Consider the following 23,950-nt stretch of genomic DNA (forward strand, 5'->3'; position numbering starts at 1 on the left):
TGTCAAGAAACTATTTCTTGACACTTCTTTTTGCTCCATGCTATACTCAATTACACAAACTGTTATATGTGAAAGTGGTTTCCATAATGTCTTTTTAGGTGGTGATGTGAATATGAACTTTCAAGATCAGATACAGCAGATTTTTGGAACAACAGATATTCATGAACTGAAGCAGATATCCAGAGATGCCGACAATTACAGATGCTTGAATGCTGATATGAATAACAGCATTATTTCTGAAAAGAAAAAAAATACCGGAAGGAAAAATTCGTTTACAGAAGAACAGTTGGCACATATTTTGGCACTGCAGGACCGGGGAGAAAAAATTACAGATATTGCCAGACAGTATCACGTTTCCCGTCAGACGATTTACAGTCAGATAAAGCGAGCCTATAATTTTTCTGATGATCCGGATGTGAAAATGCGTATGAATTTCATGAATCATGATGATCTGTGTACAACGATAGATATTGATTTCAGGCATGAAAAAATTAAGATTAAAAACTATACAGATCAGATTATTTTCCGGGCATTTGGAGTTGTAACTGATCCGGATTGGGCTGATTTTGAATATTTTCTGGAAGAACGCTGTTTTCCTAGAACACGCGATCACAGGAAAGATATTCTGAGAGAGATGGGGCTTCCATTTTATGATCCGTTATTAATTATTGAAAAAACACAGGGGCGCATGTCAGATGATCATCAATGGATTATGATTCTAAAAAAGGAGGGCTGATCAAAAATGGAAATTCGCAATTTTGATGCATATTCTCCCTTGCATAAGAGCGGTCATACTTCCAAGGGAGATCAGCTCAAATGGAAAATTGATGACAGGTGGTATAAGGCTGATTATATGGGATATGAAGGTTTATCTCAAGTTCTTGTATCTGACCTTTTGCAGAAGAGTACCTGTCCTTTTCCTTTTGTTGAGTATGATGCAGCTGTAATTGAGTATAATGGGAAAATATTTCAGGGCTGTTCCAGTTTGGATTTTCTGAAAGCAAATCAGGTTCTGATTCCGCTGGAAAAATTGTATCGTCGATATACAGGTGAAAGTCTGGCAGTAAAGCTCTCAGATTTTGCGGATGTTTCAGAACGCATTCAGTACCTGGTAACTCAGGTGGAAGAAATTACTAAAATAGATAATTTTGGAGCGTATCTGACTGCAATGCTGGAAATAGATGCGTTTTTCATGAATGAGGACAGACATACCAACAATATTGCGGTCATTTATAATGAAAAAACACAGAAATATGAACTGAGTCCTTTTTTTGATCAGGGACTTTGTATGTTTGCCGACATAAATCAGGATTATCCTATTGATCAGTCATTGGAATATTGTCTGGAAAAAATTGAGGCGAAGCCATTTAGCTCTGATTTCGACATACAGTTGGATGCAGCAGAAGAACTGTATGGCGTTCAGATTGGTTTTCAATTTACATTCAAAGATATTCAGATATACTTACAGAAGAATTCGGAAAATTATCCCAGGGAAGTAATAAGACGTGTGGAGCAGCTGTTAAGAAGGCAGATGCGTAAATATGGGTATCTGATGAAAAAATGATATTACAGAGAGTGTATGAAGTTACAGGCAGGTAAAGGATAAAAAAGTCACTTACCTGCCTTTTCTGGTAAACTTTTTGTAACGGCTGTGAGGCGGAGACTGTCAAATCAGTCAATGATACTATACTGCATCATTTCATAATGTAATCTGCATCCTTCTGTGATGTCAAAGGGCAGAAGCGCCCGTGCTACGAGCTTTAATTCCTCTTCAGGCAGATCTGTTCTGCGAAGATGTGCATAGTCACCATCAATAGATTCTACAATATAATCACAAACTAACATAAAAATCCTCCACTTTATATTTTGCGTAACGCAATGATCATATCTATAGAATACCACAGAGGAAAAGGGTATCACAAGTGCCTTCAGATTATATAGACATAAAAAGAGGGCAGTGTTATAATTTTTCCTAAAGAAAATGCATATGGGAGGTATCGCAATGTCTAAAGTTGTAAAGCTTTCATCCGTAATGGAAAGGGAAGAAAAATTAAAGGAAATCTATGAAGGTCTGGAAGAGATAAAAGATCAGCTGACAGCACTGATCGATGAGTATGAAGAAGAGGAGACACACACAGGAAAAGCAGATGAACTGATCGAAGCCCTGGATGCCCTTGAAGATGCTTCGGAAACTATAGAGGATGTGCTGGAAAATTAATGAGGGAGAAAGCATATTTTCACCTGCCCGGGCTGTTTGAGTTTTATGAACTGTATCGGATGTTTTTGCCATTATATCGGGAACACAGGGAATATTTTTATGACTGGTGCGAAATAGGTTCCGTATATGGTGCTCCGGCAGACTGTGTCTGGGGTGGAGGCAGGGCAGGCTTCGGAGAGAATGATCCGGAGGAGGTTCTTGAACTGATGCAGGAATATGGGATTTCTGCCCGACTGACTTTCAGCAATTCCCTGCTTCGCCAGGAACACCTTTCAGACAGAAAATGCAATGCACTGTGCCGGTTGTTTGAGAGAAACAGAGAACCGCGAAACGGTGTGATCATTTATTCAGAACTGCTTTTGGAACATCTTAAGGAGCAGTATCCGGGACTCTATTTTGTTTCCTCCACTACCAAGGTTCTGACAGATTTTACACAGCTTGAGGAAGAAATCAGGAGAAAAGATTTCCATTATGTTGTGCCGGATTTCCGGCTAAACAAGGCTTTTGATAAGTTGAATACATTGTCTCAGGCTGAGAAGGACAAGGTAGAATTTCTCTGCAATGAATGCTGCTGGTTCGGCTGCAGGGACAGAAAAGTCTGCTATGAAACGGTCAGCCGTAAAAATCTGGGCGAAAACTGCCCGGAGCATCACTGCAAGGCACCGGACGGGTCGAGAGGCTATCTTTTTTCAAAAGCTATGGAGAATCCGGGGTTCATTGGAATCAATGATATCCGGGATATCTATCTTCCAATGGGATTTTCAAATTTTAAAATAGAAGGAAGAGGACTCGGAAGTGCTCTGATACTGGAATTTCTGCTCTATTACATGACCAGACCGGAATACCAGATACATGTCAGAGAAAAAATCTATCTGGACAGTATGCTGGATCTGTTTTGAGAGATTTATACCACCGCATTGTGTTACTATATGACAATGCGGTGGTTTTTCTGTCTGAAAAAGTATGTAGATACCAGAACTCGGTTGCCGTAGCAGTGAAGTTATCAAAATTATTCCGGAAACAGTTGACATAGCATACGGGTTCCTTTATTATATAGATAACCGATATATAGACAATCTATACAATGGGAGGTGAATACCATGGCTATTGAAAAATCACTGGTTTCCGGGAGTATGACAATGCTTATACTGAAATTGCTGTCAGAAAAGGATATGTATGGATATGAGATGATCGATACATTGCGGCAGAAATCTCAGAACGTGTTTGAGCTGAAAGCAGGAACGCTATATCCATTACTGCACAGTCTGGAGGATAAGGGATTTCTGACAGTATATGAACAGGAGGCAGCCGGAAAGACTAGAAAGTATTACAGCCTGACCAGACAGGGAAGGGGATTTCTGGAAAAGAAAGTTGAGGAATGGAAAGAGTATTCTGCAGCAGTGACCAACGTGCTTGTAATGGAGGTGTGATCTATGGACGAATATCTGAAAACATTACTGGAACAGATTCGCTGTAAGAAAGCGCGGCCTTATGTAAAACAGGAATTTCAGGATCATATAGAAGATCAGATCGAGGCAAATATGCAGGCAGGCATGGATCGTGAACAGGCAGAGAGGGAAGCTGTCCGGGATATGGGAGATCCTGTGGAAACAGGAATCTCTCTTGACAGTGTCCACAGGCCTCAGGTTGCATGGAAACTTCTGGGGATAATCGTTCTTATCAGCATTGCAGGCGTTTTGATACATGCAGGGATTGCCGGAAAAATCAGTGAGAACGCTGCGGCCGGTTCGGACAGATATGTGTTCCATGTTGTGATCGGACTTGCAGTTATGATGATTTTATATCTTCTGGATTACACTGTACTGGCAAGATTTTCGAAAATAATTGCTGTCATTTTACTGTTTGCCTGTCTGGTTACCTTGTTGGGTGGCTATCAGTTAAATGGGGCAAGATACTTCATTGTACTGCCGGGAGGAAGAGGAATATCCATGCAGACTCTGATGCTGTTTTATGTTCCCATATATGGAGCAATTTTGTATAAATATCATGGATGGGGATATAAGGGCTTGATGAGAGCAATCATATGGATGATTGCACCGGTTATATTGGTCTATGCCATGCCGGCACTTATGACAGCTTGTATGATGTTGGTATCTATGCTGGTTATGCTGACAATCGCAATTCAAAAGAACTGGTTTACTGTGAGAAAAAAGAGGGCCATGTGCGGAATCTGGGCTGGTTTTCTGGCTATGCCTGTAGCAGTTTTTTTGCTCAGGTATCTGAGCAGCAGCCTGACAGAATATCAGATCGCACGTATACAGGCTATTTTTTCAGGTGGTGGAGAGGAAGATTATTTCACCGGAATGCTACATTCATTCTGGCAGCAGAATAAATGGATAGGGAAAAGTGAATCAGATGTAATGGGAAATCTGCCGGCTTTTAATGCGGATTATATTTTGACCTATCTGTCATCTGTATATGGAACAATTGCAGCCGTGCTTTTATGCTGTGTTCTGGCAGTTTTGATTTTCGCAGTTTTTAACACTTCCATGAGGCAGAAGAATCAGCTTGGAATGATGATGGGATGTGGATGCGGAATTGTATTCCTTGTAAACTTTTCCATAAATATCCTGGAAAATCTGGGTGTATTTCCACAATCAGTAACATTTCTTCCCTTTTTATCAGCAGGAGGAAGCTGCATTATAGTTTCCTATGGACTGATGGGGATTGTACTGAGTACATACAGATATAAAAATATCTATCCACGGCATCTGAAAATAGGTTTTAAATTTGATAAAACCAAAGCGAGAAAAGCCCTGTATGTCTCAAAAATGTCCATGTGCATATTGACAGGAGGCACTGTTGCTGTTATGTGCATTGCCATATATTGGGATTTGTGCAAGGCTTATATGAATATTCCGTTTAAAATTATAGCCATTGTACTGATATTGCTTCTGGTTGGAAATATGAGAAGGATTGTGCAGTACAATGAAATGAACAGATAGAAAATGTAAAAAAACTGTATTAAAAAAAATACCGCCATTATTGATTGTGATAAGTCAATATGGCGGTACTTTTATCCATTAATTGTCAGGAGTGATTGTCTTGCGGTATTTTTCACGTTTATCTGTCGGAACCTCCAGAGCGTTCATTGCCTGATCAATGGTCAGGTTCATATTTTTCATAAGTTTTTTGATAGAGTCGGTTTCTTTAAGTTCAATACCCTTTTCCATGCCCTCATCCATTAACATCTGTCCAAGTCTGGTCATTCGCATTACCTCCTTAATTTCGTCTAACTCAGCTCTGTCTAAGAACTTGTCAGCCAGTGTATACAACATAGCGGTTGCCTTTTCAGCACTCAGCTCAATATTGGGCTTTGCCAGACAAATTGCTTCTTTAAACATATCCTTGCGGCTCATTTTTCCGGACATCAATGGTGTCAGGGAAAGAGCTGCGTAATCATCTTCAGTAAAAACGTCACCGTTATCCTGCTTCTGCTTTAATTTCCGGAATACTTCATCTGCATTCTTATCTTTCAGATAAATCGGTTGCACTCTGTAAGTATATAACCCACAGTCCAGTTCAGATTTCACATTCGTAATCCCGCCGGAATAAATGACGTAAGTAATAACTTTCTTCCCTGTCTTGTTGGAATATACTGCATCATATGCATGGAATCTTCGCAAATCCGCTTCTTTTTTATCTGTAGTCTGAAACTCTGTATGTATATAGAAACCACCCGTAGTCAGAAAGGTAAAGTCCATATACAAAGACTGAATTGTCAGTTCCACCAGTTCTGTTGGTCCGATTTCTTCATACTGGTAATCAATTCCCAGAGTCTTAAGAATCGTATTCCGAAAATAGTCGAAGCCCATCTTCATAACAGCATCTTCGTGTTTAGCGTTTGCCATAAGGTACTCCCTTATTCGTTAAGTATAGTCCTCATTCGTGCCTTGAAAATGCCTTCGGCTGTTCTTTTTGCTTTTATCATTTGTAAGGATTTCCGTTTGTCCTCCTTTATATGCCTATTTTATCAGAATACACTCCATTTCTCCAGTCGAAATTTTGAAAAGACAGGTTGACTTTTCGACAGTGTATTATTTACTCTGGAAAAAGAAAATTATTTTTATTAAAACTGCAACTTTACCATTCAAAATCCGTCTTATCTTATGAAGGCAAAAAAAGAAACATGAGGTGAAAAAAGTGGAAGATACAGTAATTATCAATTTGTATTTTGACAGATCAGAAAAAGCCATACAGGCGACCGAAGAAAAGTATAGCAAGTACTGCTTCAGTATTGCCTGGAATATTCTGTATGATAAGGAAGACTCCGATGAATGCGTCAATGATACATGGTTGGCTGCATGGAATTCTATACCACCCAGAAAACCGGCAATTCTGTCTGTTTTTCTTGGAAAAATAACCCGAAACCTGGCAATTGACTGTTTTCGCAGGAAAAAAGCTGCAAAACGGTCAACAGAGCACATATTAGAATTATGCAAAGAACTGGAAGAGATAGAGGATGTAACAGCATATTCTTTGAATGATGAAATTCAGAGAAAAGAGATTCTGGAAATTCTTGAAAAATTTCTGGAATCCCTGAAAAAAGGTGACTGTGACATTTTTATACGACGCTACTGGTATATGGACAGCATCAGCGAAATTTCAGCCCGTCATGGAATTTCAGAAAGCAGAATCAAATCCAGCCTCTATCGAAGCAGAAAAAAACTATGGGAAAGGGTGAAGCATTTATATGGAAAAAGGATTTAAGACATTAGAACTGCTTGGTGATCTGGATGATAAATATATTTACGAAGCTTCCAGACCATGGAAAAAACAGCATCATTTTTTCCATATACAAAGGAGTTGGAAAACAGCAGTCGCCGGGATCATATTGCTTATTATGGTTGGATGCACATTAAGATATCAGGAAGATGTAAAAGCAGCATTACAGAGAGTAACTTCATGGATCGGACAGGCATTGGGAATTAAGAACGGTGATACCGATTCTTATACAAATGTTGTAGGAAAAAGCATTTCAAGAGATGGAATCACCATAACATTAAATGAGATTGTGATGGACAGCAAAAATTTATGGATTGCGTATTCCGACAGCGAAGATTCAGACGCAGATATGAAGGATGCGGTGGAAGACAAACTTTTATATACAGAAGTATGCATTAACGGTCAGGAAATTCAGCAGGGCTTAGGCCAAAGAACAGTTAATGCTTTCTCAGAAAATCCAATAACAGTGGAAGATTTTACAATCGGAAAAGAAGTCAACACTGAGGGAACTGTAAACATAGAGTTTAAAGTCTGGCCGATTGCAATGGACGATGCTGATACATGGGAAAATGTTCAGAAAACACAGGCTGATACAGAACCTTATACATTTAAACTTAAAACATCAAAAGAAGAGCTGGAAAAAAACACTGTGGATTTAAATCTGAATCAGAATATTAAAATGGATTCCAATGTCCTGAATCTCACAGAATTCAGATGGAATCCATTTGAAAGTACAATTTACGGAATGTATCATGGAACAGTATATATTGACAGTGATTATTATCTGATTGGAACAGACGATCAGGGAAACAAAATCTGCTATCAGGAAACAGGAAGAAATGGTCAGGAAACTATGTTCCGGCAAACGATAGGTCTATATCCCGGATACGAAGAAATCGCCCCGGAAGCAAACACAATCACATTACAATTATATGAAGTAAAAAACGACACAGCGCATCAGGTGTCTGAAGAAAAAATGGATAAGGATCCCTCTGATGATATCTACGAAGAATCCACAGTCTATGTATATAATGAGGGAGAAAGCCCCACAGATGACGCAATACCAATAGGAGACAAGTTTACAGTACAGATAAGATGAAAATGAAGAAGACATATTATTTAAACAAAGATGTTCTGCCGACAATCCCGGTACCACATGATTGTATAATTAAAAAAATCTGTATAGAGCACAAATGGCTAATATTTACCTTTGACAATGATACATCCTATTATGATTCTGTCAGAAAACTTAGCCCAAACATCAGGAATTTGATTTTGAAATATCATCTAAGTAATCCAGAAGACTTTTCTGTATATAAGTGTAGTAAAACTTTAAAACGAATCTTAAATAAAGAATGCTATATACGCCAGAATACCAGGAAAATTACAAAATTACCCCGCAAACGTCTGGAATATTTGTACCATAATGTAGGATACTGTTCGATTATAACTAAGTTGCATTCAGATGCTCCTGTTATGATAGATGCAGGGGTTGATTATCTGGTATATGAGTGGATAGAATAGTATGACTAATGAAGTAAAATATATATCTTTGTAGACGTTACATCTTCGAAACGTTATACTATTTCCATAAACTAATCGAGGTGATCCCAAAATGAAAAACAAAATCCTGGTAATCGAAGATGACAGAGCAATTTCCGAATTATTATGTATGAACCTAACCATAGCTGGATACGAAACAGTAGCCGCCTACGACGGAATAGAAGCCCAGCGCCTATTGCTATGGAATGAAGATGCAGACCTTGCAGTTGTCGATATTATGCTTCCCGGCAAAGATGGCTTTGCTCTGATGGAAGATTTCCGCGCAAAGAATCTCCCGGTGATCTACCTTACTGCAAAAGATGACGTAGCATCCAAAGTAAAAGGCCTGAAACTCGGTGCAGAAGATTATATGGTAAAGCCTTTCGAAATGTTGGAATTTCTTGTACGGATTGAAAAAATCCTTGAAAGAACCGGCCGTGCAAAGAGAATTCTCACAATCAAAAATATTCAGGCAGATCTCCAGAGCCATCAGATTCTGAAAGATGGGATTCCCGTAAACCTGAAACCACTGGAATATGATCTCTTTATCCTGCTCTTACAGAACAAAAACATCGCACTTGGAAGAGAAGAACTATTAAAACGTGTCTGGGGCGAAGAATATCTGGGAGAGAGCAGAACTGTAGACGTGCATATCGGCCAGCTCCGCAAGAAACTGGAGTTGTACGATGAAATAAAAACAATCCCAAAACTTGGCTATCGACTGGAGGACTAACCGCTATGAAGTTGTGGAAACGGACAGTAGCACTTATGCTGATAACACTTTTGTGCTCTCTGATACCGGTCGGTGTCCTGAGCCTGTATGTCACAGGAAAAAGAAGCCTGAATAATGCTGCTGAAATCTATGGACGACAGCTTGCAAATGGAAAAAATCTCCTGGAACAATTTTGGGACAACAGTAAATATGAGCAGATGTCAGAAACAGGAAAAAAATCTTATCTGGAATTCCAGTTTCTGAGATGCTGCGGTGAGAAAATGCTCCTCATTAATTCCGAAAGTAAAGAAGCCGTAGTAAACCGCACAGATTATGAGATTGTCAGCATGGATAATCTCGGTTTAAACAACAAAACGGATTCCTATGAGTACAAAATCCAGAAACTGAATCACAAATACTTACTTTTACAGCATGCGCTGCTTACAAATCCAGAGGGTTACGAAGTACTTTCAGTCCGTGATGTTACTTCTATGTTTACGGAACTGAGACAGACGGCAGCCTGGTTCCTAGGAATCTATCTGGCAGTATTTTGCATTGCTGGTCTGTTTATCTATCTAATGATGAAGCGGACCGTACAGCAAATGGAAAAACTGCAGGAAATAGCCGGAAAACAGGAAATGCTTATGGGAGCACTTGCCCACGAAATGAAAACACCTCTTACTTCTATTATTGGATATTCAGACACTCTGCGGCATGTAAAACTAAACGATGAACAAAAAGACCGTGCCTTGGAACATATCAGCCGTGAGGGAAAAAGACTTGAAAAACTTTCCGGAAAAATGCTCCAGATGCTGGGGCTCCATCAGAATGATTCAATAAAAATGGAGTCACACTCTATAGGAGAACTGCTGGAACATGTAGTTCAGCTAGAGGCAGAACAGGCAGCGCAGAGACAGATACAATTACAGACAGAATACGAAGATTTTTCTATGAAAATGGATGATGAATTAATGGAAAGTCTTTTTGTAAATTTGATAGATAACGCTCTCCGTGCTACAGAAGCAGGAGGTCGTATTACCGTAAAAGCATATAAAGAATCGGGTAGGAAAATTCTGGAAGTTGCAGACAACGGTCGGGGAATCCCACAGGAAGAACTGGGAAAAATTACGGAAGCTTTTTACATGGTAGACAAATCCAGAAGCCGCCAGGAGGGCGGAGCAGGACTTGGACTTGCGTTATGTGTAAAAATCGCAGAAGTTCATGGAGGCAGACTGGACATCACAAGCCAGCTTGGAACAGGAACGAAAGTAAGAGTAATATTTGATAAAAAAAGATAAGGATTTAACCTGATCAAACAAATATTCTGCTTCAATTATGAATAACTGACCGATCCAGACGGATTCACTCGTTATTACATGGACAATATTAAACAGATGAAATTTACAACTTGTTTACATCTTGATGAATACATTAGAAGTACAGTATGGTACTCTTTTCTTATAAGAAGAGGGTACCTTTTTTAACTAAACTGCGAAGCAGATGATTTTATCCGCTTGACTGAATCAGGAATGTAAAGAATGCGGATAATTTTATCTGACTGACCAAATTAAGCAGCAAAGAAAATATTTTATCTGCTCAGCTACATATGCGAAAGGAGGAGAAAGAAATGAAGAAAATAAAAATATTTGTGGGAGTTTTTTTATGTATGAATCTTTTTACAATATCAGGATGTGATAAGGTCATTCATTCTGCTGTTGTAGAAGAAAAGGATAAGACTGCTGCAAAGAAAGAGGAAAACAAAGAGAAAGAAACAGTTCAGAAAACAGTCACTGAACAGGTGCAGGCTCCGAAAACCTACCAGACAACCATCCAGTCCGATCTAAGATCCGCAGAACGAACAGATCAGGAAAATCCTATGAAATTTACCCTGACAGCCGATGCTCCGATAGAAGTGCCGGATGTGGGTGCCATATGCCTGAAAAATGTAAAAAAAATGACAATTTCTGAAGAAGAGCCACAGAAAGTACTGGATACTTTTGCCAAAGGGCAATTGTTGAAACAAGACTATGATGGATTGGCAGAAACATATGAGGTGGATGGACTGACGTACCAGTATACAGGTACATTCCCCGATTTAGAAGCATTTAGTTTTTGGGAAAAATATGCTGCGTTTGATGATGTGAACGAAGAAAATATGTCTCAGGATGAGAAAAAACAAAGAGCAGAACGATTTCAGAATTATATAAAAGCAGGAAATCAGAATATGACTGATGATGGCGCAGAAAATTATGTAAAGGATATTGTTTCTGGAGAATGGCACCTGTTTGACAGTGCATCAAAAGAACTCACAGAAGAGAACTGCACTTTGGAAAAGACCTCTTTTTTCTTTGAAAGAATGGTCGATGGTGTACCTGTTAATTATATACGGAATTCTTATCTGCCATATGATGAATTATCCCGTCCCTGGATAGATGAAGACGATAATTTTCATGAAGCGCAGTGCGATGTGTGGGATAATGAATCGCTGACAATGATTTTCTGCAGCGGAACACTTCAGAGTTTCCAACACAGTGATCCAATTGAGGTATCAGATGCTTCGGACGAAGCATTGTTTCTTCTGCCATTTGATGAAGTCAAAGATATTTTTGAAAATACGATTACCATGCAGATTATGACAGAACAGGAATACCATTTGCCGGCAGTAGATGGCATAAGTTTCTGTCGTTATCCATCTGTTGATGCGCAGAGTGTTGAGATGACAATAACTAAAGTTCAACTGGGATATATGCGTGTGCGGGAGGGTAACAGCAGTACAGAGGGAAGTCTGATTCCGGTATGGGATTTCTATGGAACCTGGAATTCCCAGGAACCGGCCTATGCAGATGGCGGTGATGAAATGGTTATAGACAGCGTTACTATGGATCGCATCGGTGTACCGCTTCTCACAATCGATGCACGAGATGGCAGTGTCGTACAAAGAGTACAGAGCGGACCATCTACTACGTTTCCTGGTGGTATTGGAGAATGTGAATAAACCGTAATAAAAAAAGTGCAGTGTTTATCTGGTTAAAATAGAAATGAAACCGGAAATATGGTATGATTGGGACAACAATTAAAACCAGAGCGTGTTTGAAAATAATTTCTACAATCTGCATGCTCCAGACATTAAGGAGGATACAACAATGGATGCAAACATGAAAAAAAGAAACGAACTTTTGGCAAAAACAGTGATCAAGGGACTGGAATCCCGCAATATGTCCGGGTATTATGCACAAGATAAAGAAGCAGCATTAAAGCAGGCCCTGGAACTAATCCCAAACGGAAGCACAATCGCCATGGGCGGATGCATGAGTGCACATGAGATCGGTCTGGTTAAAGCTTTGCAGGATGGAGATTATAATTATATTGACCGCGCAAAGCTTGAACCTCGTGAGGGACTTATGGCAGCCTATGATGCAGATTTCTTTTTATCCAGTGCCAATGCAGTCACAGATGATGGTGTTCTTGTCAATATTGATGGCAATTCCAACCGTGTATCCTGCATTGCCCAGGGCCCGAAAAAAGTAATCTTTATTGTAGGTATAAACAAAGTCTGTCCGGATCTTGACAGCGCAATGAAGCGCGCCAGAAATGTAGCAGCTACAGCTAATGCACAGAGATTTGATATCAAAACTCCATGTAAGGAAACCGGAAAATGCTTTGACTGCAAATCCCCGGATACCATCTGCTGTCAGTTCCTGATTACCAGATATTCCAGACATAAAGACAGAATCCATGTGATTCTGGTAAATGATACGCTGGGACTTTAACCGAATCAAGTAAGTTCCCTGCCTCGATTACGAATATCGGATTGCCCCCGAATAATAAAAAGAACAGTCTCATTGACGTATAATAAGTCAGAGGGGCTGTTCTTTTTTGGAAAATAATAGGTCTGAAAAAGTCAATATCTGTATCATGTAAATCAATTCCGGAATGGTTTCTGATATAGAATTCTAATATAATATCCATGCGGCAGAAGGATAACCATATAAAAGAACAGATGCAGGTTAGAGCGTGTCTGAAAAATCATTCCCGCAATCTGCACGCCCCACTTTGCGGGATATTTCACCCGAATTCAGTTGCCGTAGCCCGCTACGGCGCCCTCATCCGGGCAAAATATCCCACAAATTGTGACGCACATCTTGCAGAAAGCATTTTTCAGACACGCTCTAGCACTTTTGCAGCTTAAGAGAATTGTATTCACCGGGATTGCATCCGAATTGTCGGTGGAATGCCCGGGCAAAACGGCTGGCGTTGCTGAAGCCTGTCATATCTGCAATCTGGATCATAGAATATTGACAGCTCTGAACCAGAGGCAGACTTTTGTTGACACGATATTCTTCCAGATAGCCGGTAATTGTTTTGCCGGTCATTTTTTTGAACAGGCGGCAGCAGACCTCTTTGGACAGATGAACCTGGTCTGCCAGCTCCTGCAGAGAGATTACGGATTCAAAATGCGTATTAAGATAATCCAGCATCTGTTCCAGCCTTTCCAGTTCCAGCTGGTTGGCTGGAACAAATTTTGCAAGATCATTCTGGTGTTCGCAGAGAATCATACCGAAAATTTCACAGAGAAGCCCCTTGATCTTCAACTCATAACAGAAGGTCTTCTGATCAAAGAGGGCTTCTGTTTCATTGAGCTTTTGGATTACAGTCCGGGTACATGAGTTTCCGGAAGTAAGAAGGATACAGGGGACAGAAGAATTCTGGAGAAAAGGGCGAAAGCATCTGCGTTCCACATCACTTCCGTATTCGCCGCATATGAAATCCGGACGTGCCAGAAAGGTACTGTATCTGGCATGATCATTATTTGGTGAGTGACAGCTATGGGGTACATTTCGGTTCAGAAGAAGAACATCTCCAGGTCTTACAGTATAGCTTTTCTGATACACCTGATAGATAGCTTCCCCTTCTCTGGGAAGACTGATCTCCAGGTCATTGTGCCAGTGGATAGGTACACTTTTTCCCTCAAATGCCCACAGGTCATCATGATTAACGGTCATGGGAAAACCGACAGTTCCATGTTCACAAAGTTCGCGGTTGGTTTCATCTACAAGAATTTTACGCATAGCCATATTACAGTTCTCCGATTTTATTATATGTACGCTGTGATGAATTGCTCACAGAAGCATGATCATCAACACGATCTGACAATTTATCACAGGATATATTCATTACAATGCTTGTTATAACCACAATTATAACGTTGGTATGCACATCGTGCAAGGAGAGGAGTAGGAAACATGGCAAGATCAAAAGAAATGGATCTGACTACAGGTAATCCGTTCCGGTCACTGCTGAAATTTGCGATTCCTGTAATTCTGGGAAATCTGTTTCAGCTTTTTTATACACTGGCGGACTCTGTGATCGTAGGAAAAACGCTGGGAGCAGACTCCCTGGCAGCAGTAGGTTCCACCAGTATTATTATTTATTTTGTATTCTGTTTTATTAATGGATTCACAGGTGGATTTGGTATCTGTCTGGGACAGAAATGTGGGGCAAAGGATGAAAAAGGAATGCGTAAGAGCGTTGCGGTTTCCGCACTTTTGAGTATTGCCTTTACAGTAGTGCTGACACTGATCTGCTGTCTGCTTTCTCATCAGATCCTGCGCTGGATGCAGATTCCTGCTGATATTTCCGGTGAAGCATACGACTATATGTTTGTGGTTTTACTTGGTACAGGTGCTACCGTTTTCTACAACATGATCTCAAATATGCTCCGCGCATTGGGAGACAGTAAGACACCATTGTATTTCCTGGTATTTTCATCTGTATTAAATATTTTTCTTGATATTCTGTTTATTGTACCGTTTCATATGGGGGTGGCTGGTGCTGCATGGGCGACTATTCTGTCACAGTTCCTTTCCGCAGTGCTGAGTCTGGTTGTAGGACTGAAGAATTTTCCGATTTTGCATCTGCACAGAGAAGATTTTACAGATTTAAAAGACACGGCAGTCCTGCACCTGAAGACCGGATTTCCTATGGGATTCCAGATGTCTGTCATGTGTATCGGACAGCTTGCCATGCAGGCAGTGGTAAACTCACTGGGTACTGCAGCAGTTGCAGGATATACCGCAGCATCGAAAGCAGACCAGCTTTCTGTACTGGTAAACAATGCAATGATGACCGCAATTTCCAACTATGTAGCTCAGAACTTTGGTGCAGGCAGATGGGACCGTATCCGTCAGGGCGTGCGCGCCTGCCTGATCCAGACAGAAGCATTTAACCTGATCATGTGTATTGGAATTCTGCTGCTGAGACATCCGATTGTAAGAATGTTTCTCTCAGATCCCACAAAAGAAATCTATCACTATTCAGATATGTATCTGACGATTGTAGCTCCCTTTTACTTTGTGCTTGGGCTGTTGGCAGTATATCGTACATCCATCCAGAGCATGCAGAATGGCAAAGCACCTTTTGCTGCATGTATGATTGAATTGGTTATGCGAATCGCTGCAACAGTAGGTCTTTCCGGAATCATTGGATATACATCTGTATGTATTGCCAGCCCAATGGCGTGGATCGGAGCCTGTGCACTTCTGATCCCGGTTTACTATAAGATGATGAAAGGAAATTGTGCAGCATTACTGAGAACGGAGTGACGAGTAACAAGATTTTGAGATAACAGCCGCAAGGTGACACTTTACAATGGAAAAACGGATAAAAATGTGCTATGCTATCTATCAATAGACAGAAATCCGTTGATTAAGGAGAGTGAATTATGCGTTTTGTAATTCAGAGAGTAATGCATTCAAAAGTGACAATTAATGGTGAAGTACGAGGCCAGATAGGCAAGGGCTTTATGGTTCTTATCGGAGTAGGAGAAGAAGATACCGTTGAAATCGCAGATAAAATGATCCATAAAATGGTTAATATGCGTATTTTCGAAGATGAAAACGGTAAGACAAACCTTGGCCTGAAGGAGGTGGGCGGAAGTCTTCTGCTTATTTCCCAGTTCACATTATATGCTGACTGTAAAAGAGGAAACAGACCTTCCTTTATAAGAGCAGGGGCCCCTGACATGGCTGAAAATCTGTACAAATACATAATTGCCAGATGCAAAGAACACATTGATATTGTCGAGCAGGGAGAATTTGGGGCAGATATGAAAGTGGAGCTTGTGAATGACGGTCCCTTTACAGTCATATTGGACAGTAATGAATTATAATTATCTGTAACTGTTCAGTATTTTACGGCAGATTGCTGGATGATTATCATTATCTATAACAAGAAAAAGATATGAAAAAAGCAGTTATAAATTATCAGAAAACAACAGGAATTGCAAGAGAGGAGCAGATTTATGAAAATCGGATTTATCGGATGCGGAAATATGGCTTCTGCCATGATCAGTGGTATGCTGAAAAAAGGACTTTATAAAAAAGATGAGATTATTGTTTCCAATCTTACAGAAGAAGGAAGCAAACGAAGCAGAGAAAAGCTGGGAGTGGTTACAACCCTGGATAACCATGAAGTGGTAAAAAACACAAAACTGGTTTTCCTGGCCGTGAAACCGCAGTTTTATGAAGAAGTGCTGAATGAAGTAAAAGATGAACTGACACCGGAACACACAGTTGTAGGCATTGCGCCGGGGAAAACTCTTGCCTGGTTAGAAGAAAAATGTGGACAGCCTCTGAAAGTGGTAAGAATGATGCCGAATACTCCTGCTCAGGTTGGGGAGGGTATGACTGGTGTATGTGCCAATGAGAAAGTATCGGCAGAAGAACTGGCTCAGATCTGTGAGATCACAGACAGCTTTGGACGTACAGAAGTAGTTCCGGAGCGTCTGATGGACGCAGTAAGTGCTGTAAGCGGATGTTCACCTGCATATGTTTTTATGTTCATAGAAGCAATGGCAGATGCTGCGGTAGCCCAGGGAATGCCAAGAAAACAGGCTTATCAGTTTGCTGCACAGGCTTTACTTGGAAGCGCAAAAATGGTACTGGAAACAGGCATGCATCCGGGAGAACTGAAGGATATGGTATGTTCACCGGCCGGAAGTACCATTGAGGGAGTAAGAATCCTGGAACAGAATGGATTCAGAAGTGCTGTTTTTGAAGCTCTGAATGGAGCTGCTGAAAAAGGTAAAAAGATGTAATCTCAGTAACTCTAAGGCTCTGAAAATCCGCTAAAACCATAAAAAATCCGCTCAAACTCGCCGCAAAGTGGCTCAGACAGTGAGCGGATTTTTTATAACGCGAATTTCCAGAACCTAAGAGTTACTACAATTCCTGCAAATACATATTAACAGAACAATATTTCGGAGCTGTTTTATTTTATTATAAATTTCCCTGACTCAGACGACTGTTATGATATTTACCGGAGTTCGTAACATCTTCGCCAAACCATACGGGTGGATTATAACTGAGCGCCTGTTCTTCAGAAGAAAATTCCACTTCTGCGAGATAGAGTCCTTCATAAGGAGCATCAAATACATCCAGTTCAATGGTGAGTCCATCTTTTTCCGGGATAAGATAGCGGGTTTTGGAAATGAGGATTCCGTCAGCTTTTGGACGCATATGTTCATAGGATTCTTTGGTAAGTGGAAGATTATATTCCTCGCGGGTCATAAGACCTTTGGATTTATAGGTAAGATAGTAGTTATCATCCTCTTTGCGGATACGGACTACCGGTGCGGTGGATAAGTAACCCTGTTCCAGTCTGTGATGTGGATAAGAATTAAGATCTGCAGGCAGATTTTCTTTGGATATTAAAAATTTGCGTTCGATTTCCATGAGAAATGTTCCTCCTTAAATATGAAATGACAGTACAGTTTTATGATTATGATAACACTTATGGTGAGTATGAGACAAGAAAAATATGTGTGATATTGAGAAAATAGAACTTATGTGGTTACTGTTCACTGGTAATATCCCGCGAAGCGTTTTTTGTGAGCGAAGGTCACAGAAAACCCGAGATATCCTGACGATAGAATAGAATAAAAATATGGCTTTGTGGAATAGCTTCGCAAAGCCATATTTTTATTATAAAGAATGAATATAACCAACAACTTTAATATTATGTTGGAATATTTGAAAAATGGAGATATAATATTTGTAAGTGCGTAGCTGTAAATATTTCTCACGATCATAGTTGGAGATTATGCACTGATATTCAGAGGAGGCCGTATGAAATCAGATACAAAAAAATATTATAAAATACCACAGAAAATGCTGGAAATCTTCCTTGCGCGTGGTTATCAGGAACTTAGAGTGGAGGATCAGAGCCTGTTTGATCCGTATTATGACAGTATGAATGATCACTGGTCAGCCAACACCAGCTTTTTGAATTTGATTGGATGGAGGGATTCCTATCCCACCTACTTCAAAATAGCAGAAGGGCTTTTAATCAATATTACATATTTGAATACAGAAGGGTATCCGGTAGCTGTTCCGTTTGTAGGAAACTATACGGAGGAAAAGATAAAGAAAGTTATGCAGATCCTGAAGGAAGATTTTGCGGGATTTGATGCACAGCTGATCATTATGGATGTGGTTCCATGGATGCTTCCTTATTATGAAGCCAGCGGCATTCAGTTTGAAATAGAGGATAACCGTGATTATATGGATTATACTTTTACGCCTGAGCAGTTTCTGGCAGGTATGGATATGCAGGATGACCGTTACCGTTATAATTATTTCAAACGCAGATTTGCATATGAGACAGAAGAGATAACCCCTTTCCATCGGGAGGAGATCCGGGAATTTATGGAAAGGGAATGGTGTGGGGAGAAAACTTGTGAGGAGTGCCACTGTGGCTGCCTGCTCCGGGTGATCGACAACCTGGTTCCTGTTTTTGATAAAATCAGGATCAATGGAATCCTTGTAAGAGTAGAGGGAAAAATGGCAGGACTTTGTATTGTGAGCTGCCGTAACGGACTTGGCGTATATCAGTATAAAAATGCAGTTAACCGGATCAAGGGAATTAATGAGTATTTGTTGCGGGAAAGCTTTGAACGATATCTGCAGTCTGCAGATACGATCAATTACACAGAAGATATGGGAGTTGAAAATCTGCGTTATTATAAAGAGCATATGGCGCCTGCCCATACTCTGCTATCAAAACTTACATTAACAGAAAGAGGTTAAGGTGCATGGAACATAAGAGAAAAAAACAGTGGATTTTAATAATTATGCTGCTTTTGACAGTATGTTCTGTTTTTGTAGTGTATGCAGGCAGGGAATGGATGTTTACCAATCCTTTTAAACCTTATACATTTTCTTCAGTATCCTATGCATCCGGAGATGGGGATGGATGTACTTATGTGATTGATGATTCCAACAGGAAAATATTGAAAATATCTGCTGACGGAAGGCTTTTATGGCGGGCATGTGCCTCTGATAAAAGTTTTCTGAGTGCTGAGCGGGTTGTGGCAGACGGAGATGGGAATGTGTATCTTCATGATGTCCGTATTGAGCAGGGAGTTCAGATTGCCAGTGAAGGAATCGTCAAACTGTCATCAAAGGGAAAATATATATCAACGGTTGCTTCTGTAGAAGCAGAGAAGGGTAGTGTAAGGCGCAACATTGTGGGAATGGTACCCACCGAGCATGGTGTGATCTACATGCAAAAGGAAAAGGAGGGCATTCTGGTCAGTAACACAGAACAGGGAAGCTCGAAAGTTTTTTCTGTTGCTGATGCGCAGGACAGGATTTTGTGTTGTGCTTATGACAGAGACAGTGATAGCCTGTTTTATGTGACTTATGACGGTAAAATTTATAAATATACAGACAGCGGACAGGATGAACTGCTCTATGACAGTGATACAGTTGACGGAAGTATTCCGCAGGAGATCAGTTACTCGGATGGAGTGCTTTATTCAGCTGATATTGGTCTCAGGGATATCATACGGATACCCTGTGATATGGAAAATACAGGAAGTACAGACAGACTTACTGTGGAAGAGTCTTTGAAGGAAAGAGAGATTGCATATCATGTGAGTGCACCGGGAACCCTGGTTTCCTCTACCAATTATTCTGTTATATTGTGGGATGGAGAGGACTATGAACAGTTCTGGGACATTCCGCTATCAGGAAAACTGCAGGTATGGAACTGCCTGCTGTGGGCTGCCTGTGCAGTGATTGTCGCTGCTGTTTTGTTTTTTGTGGTGACTTTGTTAAAGATACTGGTAAAAAAATTCAGCTTTTATGCAAAGATTACCATGGCAGTCATAGGGATTATTGTGGGAGTTGCGGCTCTGTTTATTGGCACCTTGTTTCCGCAGTTTCAAAGTCTGCTGGTCGATGAAACCTATACAAGAGAGAAATTTGCCGCATCAGCAGTAACAAACAGACTTCCTGCAGATGCATTTCAGAGGCTGGAAAAGCCTTCTGATTTTATGAATGAGGATTACAGACAGGTCCGGCAGGTAGTAAGGGATGTATTCTTCTCGGATTCTGACAGTTCACAGGATCTGTACTGTGTACTTTATAAAGTAAAAGACGGAACGGTTACCCTGGTCTATACCCTGGAGGATATCTGTGTGTCCTATCCCTATGACTGGGAATATGAAGGCACAGATCTTCAGGAGGTTATGGAGCAGGGGGCTACAAAAACCTATGCTACAAACTCAAGCTCCGGAAGCTTTGTATTTATCCATAGTCCCATCCGGGATAAAAGCGGAGATATTATTGGGATTATAGAAGTCGGAACAGATATGAACAGTCTGACAGAGAAAAGCAGAGAGATCCAGGTGTCTCTGATCATCAACCTGATCGCAATTATGGTAGTATTTTTCATGCTTACCTTTGAGGTGATTTATTTTATAAAGGGAAGGCAGGAACTGAAAAGACGAAAACAGGAGGAAGACAATAGCAGACTTCCTGTGGAAATTTTCAGATTTATTGTATTTCTTGTTTTCTTTTTTACAAATCTGACCTGTGCGATTCTTCCCATCTATGCAATGAAGATTTCTGAGAAGATGTCAGTACAGGGATTATCACCGGCCATGCTTGCAGCAGTTCCTATATCTGCAGAGGTGTTATCCGGCGCCATTTTCTCAGCGCTTGGCGGAAAGGTAATACATAAGCTTGGGGCAAAGAGATCTGTTTTTGTAAGCTCTGTACTGCTTACAGCAGGACTTGGATTGCGAGTGGTTCCCAATATATGGCTGCTTACTTTAAGCGCCCTGCTTCTTGGAGCAGGCTGGGGAGTATTGCTTTTACTTGTCAATCTTATGATCGTGGAGCTTCCTGATGAGGAGAAGAACAGAGCCTATGCCTATTACAGTGTATCCTCCCTGAGCGGTGCAAACTGTGCAGTTGTGTTTGGTGGCTTCCTTCTGCAATGGATGTCCTATACAGCGTTGTTTGCTGTCACTGCAGTACTCAGTGTGCTGCTGTTTCTGGTAGCAAATAAGTATATGAGTAAATATACTTCAGATAACGAAGAGGAGAACTGCGAAACAGAAGATACACATATGAATATTGTTCAGTTTATCTTTCGTCCGAGGATTATTAGTTTTTTCCTGCTGATGATGATTCCGCTTCTAATCTGTGGATATTTCCTGAATTATATGTTTCCTATTGTTGGTTCTGAATGGGGACTTTCGGAAACCTATATTGGATATACCTATCTTTTAAACGGAATTTTTGTACTGATCCTGGGAACTCCTCTCACGGAATTCTTTTCCAACAGAGGATGGAAGCATTTGGGGCTTGCAGCAGCTGCGTTTATTTATGCAGCAGCTTTTCTGGAGGTGGCAATGCTTCAGAATATACCATCTCTTCTGATCGCACTGGCATTGATTGGAGTTGCAGACAGCTTTGGGATTCCATTACTTACCAGTTATTTTACAGATCTGAAGGATGTAGAACGGTTTGGATATGACAGAGGACTTGGGGTTTACAGCCTGTTTGAGAATGGTGCACAGTCTCTGGGTTCCTTTGTGTTTGGCTATGTGCTGGTCCTTGGTGTAGGCAGAGGCCTTATCTTTGTGCTGATTCTTGTGAGTGTGCTTTCAGCAGCTTTCCTGATCAGCACCACATTTGCAGCACACAGAGACAAAAAGGAGGTCAAAGAACATGGAAAAAAGACGAAAACTGAATGTTGAGCTGATTAAATTTCTGATCGGTTCCATGCTGGTGGTTGGGGTTTTAATGCTTCTTGGAAGTTCTCTTGTGAATAACAGACAGTATAGAAAACTCTATAATGATAAAGCGCTTGAAATCGCGAAGACGGTATCAGATCAGGTAAATGGGGATTTTATCGAAGAACTGTGTAAAGAGATAGATACGGAAGAATTTGAACAGATCCAGAAAGAAGCAGTAGCGGCTGATGATGAACAGCCAATCATAGACTGGCTTAAAGAGAAAGGCATGTATCAGAATTATGAGAGGATAAATGAATATCTTCATTCTATACAGGCAGATATGAATATTGAATATCTGTATATTCAGATGATCCAGGATCATTCCAGTGTGTATCTGTTTGATCCTTCGTCAGGTTATCTGACTCTTGGCTATAAGGAAGAGCTTTCGGAAAGATTTGATAAACTGAAAGGAAACGAACGCCTGGAGCCTACTGTGAGCAGGACAGAATTTGGATGGCTGTCATCTGCGGGAGAGCCGGTACTTTCATCTGACGGAGAAAAATGTGCAGTTGCCTTTGTAGATATTGACATGACAGAGATTGTCAGAAATACCATTCGTTTTACTGTACTGATGGTATGTCTTTGCATTCTGATCATCCTGGCTGCCGGTATGGGCATATCCAGAAAAATCAAAAAGAGAATATCCAGGCCTATTGAACTGCTTACAGAAGCAACACACAAATTTGGCAATGGCGAGGAAGGGTATGCTGAGAACAACATCGTAGATCTTGATATTCATACCAGAGATGAGATAGAAGAACTTTATCACGCAACCCAATCCATGCAGAAAAGTATTATTAACTATATGGATAACCTTACCCGGGTGACTGCTGAGAAGGAACGTATCGGAGCAGAGCTGAACGTGGCAACACAGATCCAGGCTTCCATGCTTCCATGTATATTCCCTGCATTTCCTGACAGAGACGAGATGGATATTTATGCGACCATGACACCGGCAAAGGAAGTTGGCGGAGATTTTTATGATTTCTTTATGGTTGATGACAGGCATATGGCGATTGTTATGGCTGATGTTTCCGGCAAAGGAGTTCCGGCAGCCCTTTTCATGGTTATCGGCAAAACCCTGATCAAGGATCATACACAGCCGGGCAGAGACCTGGGAGAAGTCTTTACAGAGGTCAATAATATTCTGTGTGAATCCAATGAAAACGGAATGTTCATTACAGCCTTTGAGGGTGTGCTGGATCTTGTGACCGGTGAATTCAGGTATGTAAACGCCGGACATGAAATGCCGTTTGTTTACCGCAGGGAAACCAACACCTATGAAGCCTACAAAATACGTGCTGGTTTCGTCCTTGCAGGGATAGAGGACATCGTATATAAGGAACAAAAGCTTCAGCTGAATATCGGAGACAAAATATTCCAGTATACAGATGGAGTGACAGAGGCAACGGATAAGGACAGGCAGCTGTACGGAATGGACAGACTGGATCATGTTCTGAATCAGCAGTGCTTAAGCAGTAATCCGGAAGAAACTCTGAAGCTTGTAAAGGCGGATATTGACGCTTTTGTAGGAGACAATGACCAGTTTGATGATATTACAATGCTGTGCCTTGAGTATACAAAGAAAATGGAGAATCAGAGACTTTTGAATAACTGTTGATGCTGTGAAGTGAAGTGCGGATAT

Annotated in this window: 22 protein-coding genes and 2 pseudogenes; 19 read left to right on the forward strand and 5 right to left on the reverse strand. The window is 40.7% G+C overall.

Translation table 11 applies throughout. From position 1 onward, the window contains the following. Positions 1-112 precede the first annotated feature (112 nt). On the forward strand, positions 113-736 hold the full coding sequence (locus tag ACESZG_RS06690; protein WP_022379881.1) for a helix-turn-helix domain-containing protein: 624 nt from the start codon (positions 113-115) through the stop codon (positions 734-736). 6 nt (positions 737-742) lie between these two features. After that, the gene (locus ACESZG_RS06695; protein ID WP_373217806.1) at positions 743-1,564 is read left to right on the forward strand and encodes a hypothetical protein; all 822 of its coding nucleotides are present in this window, start codon (positions 743-745) and stop codon (positions 1,562-1,564) included. A 107-nt stretch (positions 1,565-1,671) separates the two neighbouring features. Here the strand turns inward: ACESZG_RS06695 and ACESZG_RS06700 are convergent, their stop codons facing one another. Continuing rightward, a complete protein-coding gene (locus ACESZG_RS06700) occupies positions 1,672-1,845 on the reverse strand; it encodes a hypothetical protein (protein ID WP_008706056.1) in 174 nt (57 codons plus the stop codon). Positions 1,846-2,002: 157 nt separating this feature from the next. Between ACESZG_RS06700 and ACESZG_RS06705 the strand changes: the two genes are divergently transcribed. The 4 genes from ACESZG_RS06705 (at position 2,003) to ACESZG_RS06720 (ending at position 5,184) form a co-directional block, all read left to right on the forward strand. Then, positions 2,003-2,218 carry a hypothetical protein gene (locus tag ACESZG_RS06705; RefSeq protein ID WP_022379879.1) on the forward strand — a complete coding sequence of 72 codons (216 nt, stop codon included), beginning with the start codon at positions 2,003-2,005 and terminating at the stop codon, positions 2,216-2,218. Further along, positions 2,218-3,117: a hypothetical protein gene (locus ACESZG_RS06710; RefSeq protein ID WP_347462812.1), complete on the forward strand. Its 900-nt coding sequence runs from the start codon at positions 2,218-2,220 to the stop codon at positions 3,115-3,117. The genes ACESZG_RS06705 and ACESZG_RS06710 overlap by 1 nt, the downstream gene beginning before the upstream one ends. A gap of 201 nt (positions 3,118-3,318) precedes the next feature. Next, positions 3,319-3,648 carry a PadR family transcriptional regulator gene (locus ACESZG_RS06715; RefSeq protein ID WP_019160773.1) on the forward strand — a complete coding sequence of 110 codons (330 nt, stop codon included), beginning with the start codon at positions 3,319-3,321 and terminating at the stop codon, positions 3,646-3,648. 3 nt (positions 3,649-3,651) lie between these two features. Further along, a complete protein-coding gene (locus ACESZG_RS06720) occupies positions 3,652-5,184 on the forward strand; it encodes an FtsW/RodA/SpoVE family cell cycle protein (RefSeq protein WP_368210999.1) in 1,533 nt (510 codons plus the stop codon). Between the two features lie 78 nt (positions 5,185-5,262). On the opposite strand, the gene ACESZG_RS06725 is transcribed toward ACESZG_RS06720, so the two are convergent. Continuing rightward, complete coding sequence (locus tag ACESZG_RS06725; RefSeq protein WP_055059820.1) at positions 5,263-6,090, reverse strand: hypothetical protein; 828 nt, start codon at positions 6,088-6,090, stop codon at positions 5,263-5,265. A gap of 292 nt (positions 6,091-6,382) precedes the next feature. On the opposite strand from ACESZG_RS06725, the gene ACESZG_RS06730 reads away from it, so the two are divergent. The 6 genes from ACESZG_RS06730 (at position 6,383) to ACESZG_RS06755 (ending at position 12,988) form a co-directional block, all read left to right on the forward strand. Beyond that, on the forward strand, positions 6,383-6,949 hold the full coding sequence (locus ACESZG_RS06730; RefSeq protein WP_368210998.1) for an RNA polymerase sigma factor: 567 nt from the start codon (positions 6,383-6,385) through the stop codon (positions 6,947-6,949). Beyond that, positions 6,933-8,063 carry a DUF4179 domain-containing protein gene (locus ACESZG_RS06735; RefSeq protein ID WP_368210997.1) on the forward strand — a complete coding sequence of 377 codons (1,131 nt, stop codon included), beginning with the start codon at positions 6,933-6,935 and terminating at the stop codon, positions 8,061-8,063. The genes ACESZG_RS06730 and ACESZG_RS06735 overlap by 17 nt, the downstream gene beginning before the upstream one ends. 516 nt (positions 8,064-8,579) lie before the next feature. Then, a complete protein-coding gene (locus ACESZG_RS06740; RefSeq protein WP_368210996.1) occupies positions 8,580-9,239 on the forward strand; it encodes a response regulator transcription factor in 660 nt (219 codons plus the stop codon). 5 nt (positions 9,240-9,244) lie between these two features. Then, positions 9,245-10,516, forward strand: coding sequence for a sensor histidine kinase (locus ACESZG_RS06745; protein WP_368210995.1), 1,272 nt, complete (start codon positions 9,245-9,247; stop codon positions 10,514-10,516). Between the two features lie 329 nt (positions 10,517-10,845). Beyond that, the gene (locus tag ACESZG_RS06750; protein ID WP_373217811.1) at positions 10,846-12,213 is read left to right on the forward strand and encodes a DUF6034 family protein; all 1,368 of its coding nucleotides are present in this window, start codon (positions 10,846-10,848) and stop codon (positions 12,211-12,213) included. A gap of 148 nt (positions 12,214-12,361) precedes the next feature. Next, a complete protein-coding gene (locus ACESZG_RS06755; protein WP_019160780.1) occupies positions 12,362-12,988 on the forward strand; it encodes a lactate utilization protein in 627 nt (208 codons plus the stop codon). A 152-nt stretch (positions 12,989-13,140) separates the two neighbouring features. Here the strand turns inward: ACESZG_RS06755 and ACESZG_RS06760 are convergent. After that, a pseudogene (locus ACESZG_RS06760) lies at positions 13,141-13,347 on the reverse strand (DUF6783 domain-containing protein). Here ACESZG_RS06760 and ACESZG_RS06765 point away from each other — a divergent pair. Further along, a pseudogene (locus tag ACESZG_RS06765) lies at positions 13,297-13,407 on the forward strand (DUF6783 domain-containing protein); the annotation flags it as partial. The pseudogenes ACESZG_RS06760 and ACESZG_RS06765 sit on opposite strands and share 51 nt — an antisense overlap. Here ACESZG_RS06765 and ACESZG_RS06770 read toward each other — a convergent pair. Next, positions 13,388-14,293 (reverse strand): AraC family transcriptional regulator, encoded by a 906-nt coding sequence (locus ACESZG_RS06770; protein ID WP_055058345.1) that lies wholly within the window; start codon positions 14,291-14,293, stop codon positions 13,388-13,390. The pseudogene ACESZG_RS06765 and the gene ACESZG_RS06770 overlap by 20 nt on opposite strands. A 168-nt stretch (positions 14,294-14,461) precedes the next feature. Between ACESZG_RS06770 and ACESZG_RS06775 the strand changes: the two genes are divergently transcribed. The 3 genes from ACESZG_RS06775 (at position 14,462) to proC (ending at position 17,313) form a co-directional block, all read left to right on the forward strand. Next, a complete protein-coding gene (locus ACESZG_RS06775; RefSeq protein ID WP_055054184.1) occupies positions 14,462-15,820 on the forward strand; it encodes an MATE family efflux transporter in 1,359 nt (452 codons plus the stop codon). A 119-nt stretch (positions 15,821-15,939) separates the two neighbouring features. Beyond that, positions 15,940-16,386, forward strand: a complete 447-nt coding sequence (dtd, locus tag ACESZG_RS06780; RefSeq protein WP_008706007.1) for a D-aminoacyl-tRNA deacylase — start codon at positions 15,940-15,942, stop codon at positions 16,384-16,386. 132 nt (positions 16,387-16,518) lie between these two features. Continuing rightward, positions 16,519-17,313: a pyrroline-5-carboxylate reductase gene (gene proC / locus ACESZG_RS06785; RefSeq protein WP_008706006.1), complete on the forward strand. Its 795-nt coding sequence runs from the start codon at positions 16,519-16,521 to the stop codon at positions 17,311-17,313. 181 nt (positions 17,314-17,494) lie between these two features. On the opposite strand, the gene ACESZG_RS06790 is transcribed toward proC, so the two are convergent. Then, the gene (locus ACESZG_RS06790) at positions 17,495-17,950 is read right to left on the reverse strand and encodes a CYTH domain-containing protein (RefSeq protein ID WP_008706005.1); all 456 of its coding nucleotides are present in this window, start codon (positions 17,948-17,950) and stop codon (positions 17,495-17,497) included. A 393-nt stretch (positions 17,951-18,343) separates the two neighbouring features. Here ACESZG_RS06790 and ACESZG_RS06795 point away from each other — a divergent pair, with 393 nt between their 5' ends. Genes ACESZG_RS06795 through ACESZG_RS06805 form a run of 3 tightly spaced genes read left to right on the forward strand, consistent with a single transcriptional unit; the run spans position 18,344 to position 23,926 of the window. Next, a complete protein-coding gene (locus ACESZG_RS06795; RefSeq protein WP_008706003.1) occupies positions 18,344-19,303 on the forward strand; it encodes a phosphatidylglycerol lysyltransferase domain-containing protein in 960 nt (319 codons plus the stop codon). Between the two features lie 5 nt (positions 19,304-19,308). Continuing rightward, a complete protein-coding gene (locus ACESZG_RS06800; RefSeq protein WP_373217814.1) occupies positions 19,309-22,266 on the forward strand; it encodes an MFS transporter in 2,958 nt (985 codons plus the stop codon). Further along, the gene (locus tag ACESZG_RS06805; protein ID WP_349062943.1) at positions 22,238-23,926 is read left to right on the forward strand and encodes a PP2C family protein-serine/threonine phosphatase; all 1,689 of its coding nucleotides are present in this window, start codon (positions 22,238-22,240) and stop codon (positions 23,924-23,926) included. The genes ACESZG_RS06800 and ACESZG_RS06805 overlap by 29 nt, the downstream gene beginning before the upstream one ends. The last annotated feature ends 24 nt before the right edge of the window (positions 23,927-23,950 follow it).

It is taken from the genome of Blautia sp. Marseille-P2398 (genome assembly GCF_964240315.1).
Lineage (GTDB): Bacteria > Bacillota > Clostridia > Lachnospirales > Lachnospiraceae > Blautia_A > Blautia_A wexlerae.

Excerpts from the sequence above, each read along its gene's own strand:
- ACESZG_RS06690 (WP_022379881.1), top strand. The coding sequence starts at position 113 with ATGAACTTTCAAGATCAGATACAGCAGATTTTTGGAACAACAGATATT.
- ACESZG_RS06695 (WP_373217806.1), top strand. The coding sequence starts at position 743 with ATGGAAATTCGCAATTTTGATGCATATTCTCCCTTGCATAAGAGCGGT.
- ACESZG_RS06700 (WP_008706056.1), bottom strand. The coding sequence starts at position 1,845 with ATGTTAGTTTGTGATTATATTGTAGAATCTATTGATGGTGACTATGCA.
- ACESZG_RS06705 (WP_022379879.1), top strand. The coding sequence starts at position 2,003 with ATGTCTAAAGTTGTAAAGCTTTCATCCGTAATGGAAAGGGAAGAAAAA.
- ACESZG_RS06710 (WP_347462812.1), top strand. The coding sequence starts at position 2,218 with ATGAGGGAGAAAGCATATTTTCACCTGCCCGGGCTGTTTGAGTTTTAT.
- ACESZG_RS06715 (WP_019160773.1), top strand. The coding sequence starts at position 3,319 with ATGGCTATTGAAAAATCACTGGTTTCCGGGAGTATGACAATGCTTATA.
- ACESZG_RS06720 (WP_368210999.1), top strand. The coding sequence starts at position 3,652 with ATGGACGAATATCTGAAAACATTACTGGAACAGATTCGCTGTAAGAAA.
- ACESZG_RS06725 (WP_055059820.1), bottom strand. The coding sequence starts at position 6,090 with ATGGCAAACGCTAAACACGAAGATGCTGTTATGAAGATGGGCTTCGAC.
- ACESZG_RS06735 (WP_368210997.1), top strand. The coding sequence starts at position 6,933 with ATGGAAAAAGGATTTAAGACATTAGAACTGCTTGGTGATCTGGATGAT.
- ACESZG_RS06740 (WP_368210996.1), top strand. The coding sequence starts at position 8,580 with ATGAAAAACAAAATCCTGGTAATCGAAGATGACAGAGCAATTTCCGAA.
- ACESZG_RS06745 (WP_368210995.1), top strand. The coding sequence starts at position 9,245 with ATGAAGTTGTGGAAACGGACAGTAGCACTTATGCTGATAACACTTTTG.
- ACESZG_RS06750 (WP_373217811.1), top strand. The coding sequence starts at position 10,846 with ATGAAGAAAATAAAAATATTTGTGGGAGTTTTTTTATGTATGAATCTT.
- ACESZG_RS06755 (WP_019160780.1), top strand. The coding sequence starts at position 12,362 with ATGGATGCAAACATGAAAAAAAGAAACGAACTTTTGGCAAAAACAGTG.
- ACESZG_RS06770 (WP_055058345.1), bottom strand. The coding sequence starts at position 14,293 with ATGGCTATGCGTAAAATTCTTGTAGATGAAACCAACCGCGAACTTTGT.
- ACESZG_RS06775 (WP_055054184.1), top strand. The coding sequence starts at position 14,462 with ATGGCAAGATCAAAAGAAATGGATCTGACTACAGGTAATCCGTTCCGG.
- dtd (WP_008706007.1), top strand. The coding sequence starts at position 15,940 with ATGCGTTTTGTAATTCAGAGAGTAATGCATTCAAAAGTGACAATTAAT.
- proC (WP_008706006.1), top strand. The coding sequence starts at position 16,519 with ATGAAAATCGGATTTATCGGATGCGGAAATATGGCTTCTGCCATGATC.
- ACESZG_RS06790 (WP_008706005.1), bottom strand. The coding sequence starts at position 17,950 with ATGGAAATCGAACGCAAATTTTTAATATCCAAAGAAAATCTGCCTGCA.
- ACESZG_RS06795 (WP_008706003.1), top strand. The coding sequence starts at position 18,344 with ATGAAATCAGATACAAAAAAATATTATAAAATACCACAGAAAATGCTG.
- ACESZG_RS06800 (WP_373217814.1), top strand. The coding sequence starts at position 19,309 with ATGGAACATAAGAGAAAAAAACAGTGGATTTTAATAATTATGCTGCTT.
- ACESZG_RS06805 (WP_349062943.1), top strand. The coding sequence starts at position 22,238 with ATGGAAAAAAGACGAAAACTGAATGTTGAGCTGATTAAATTTCTGATC.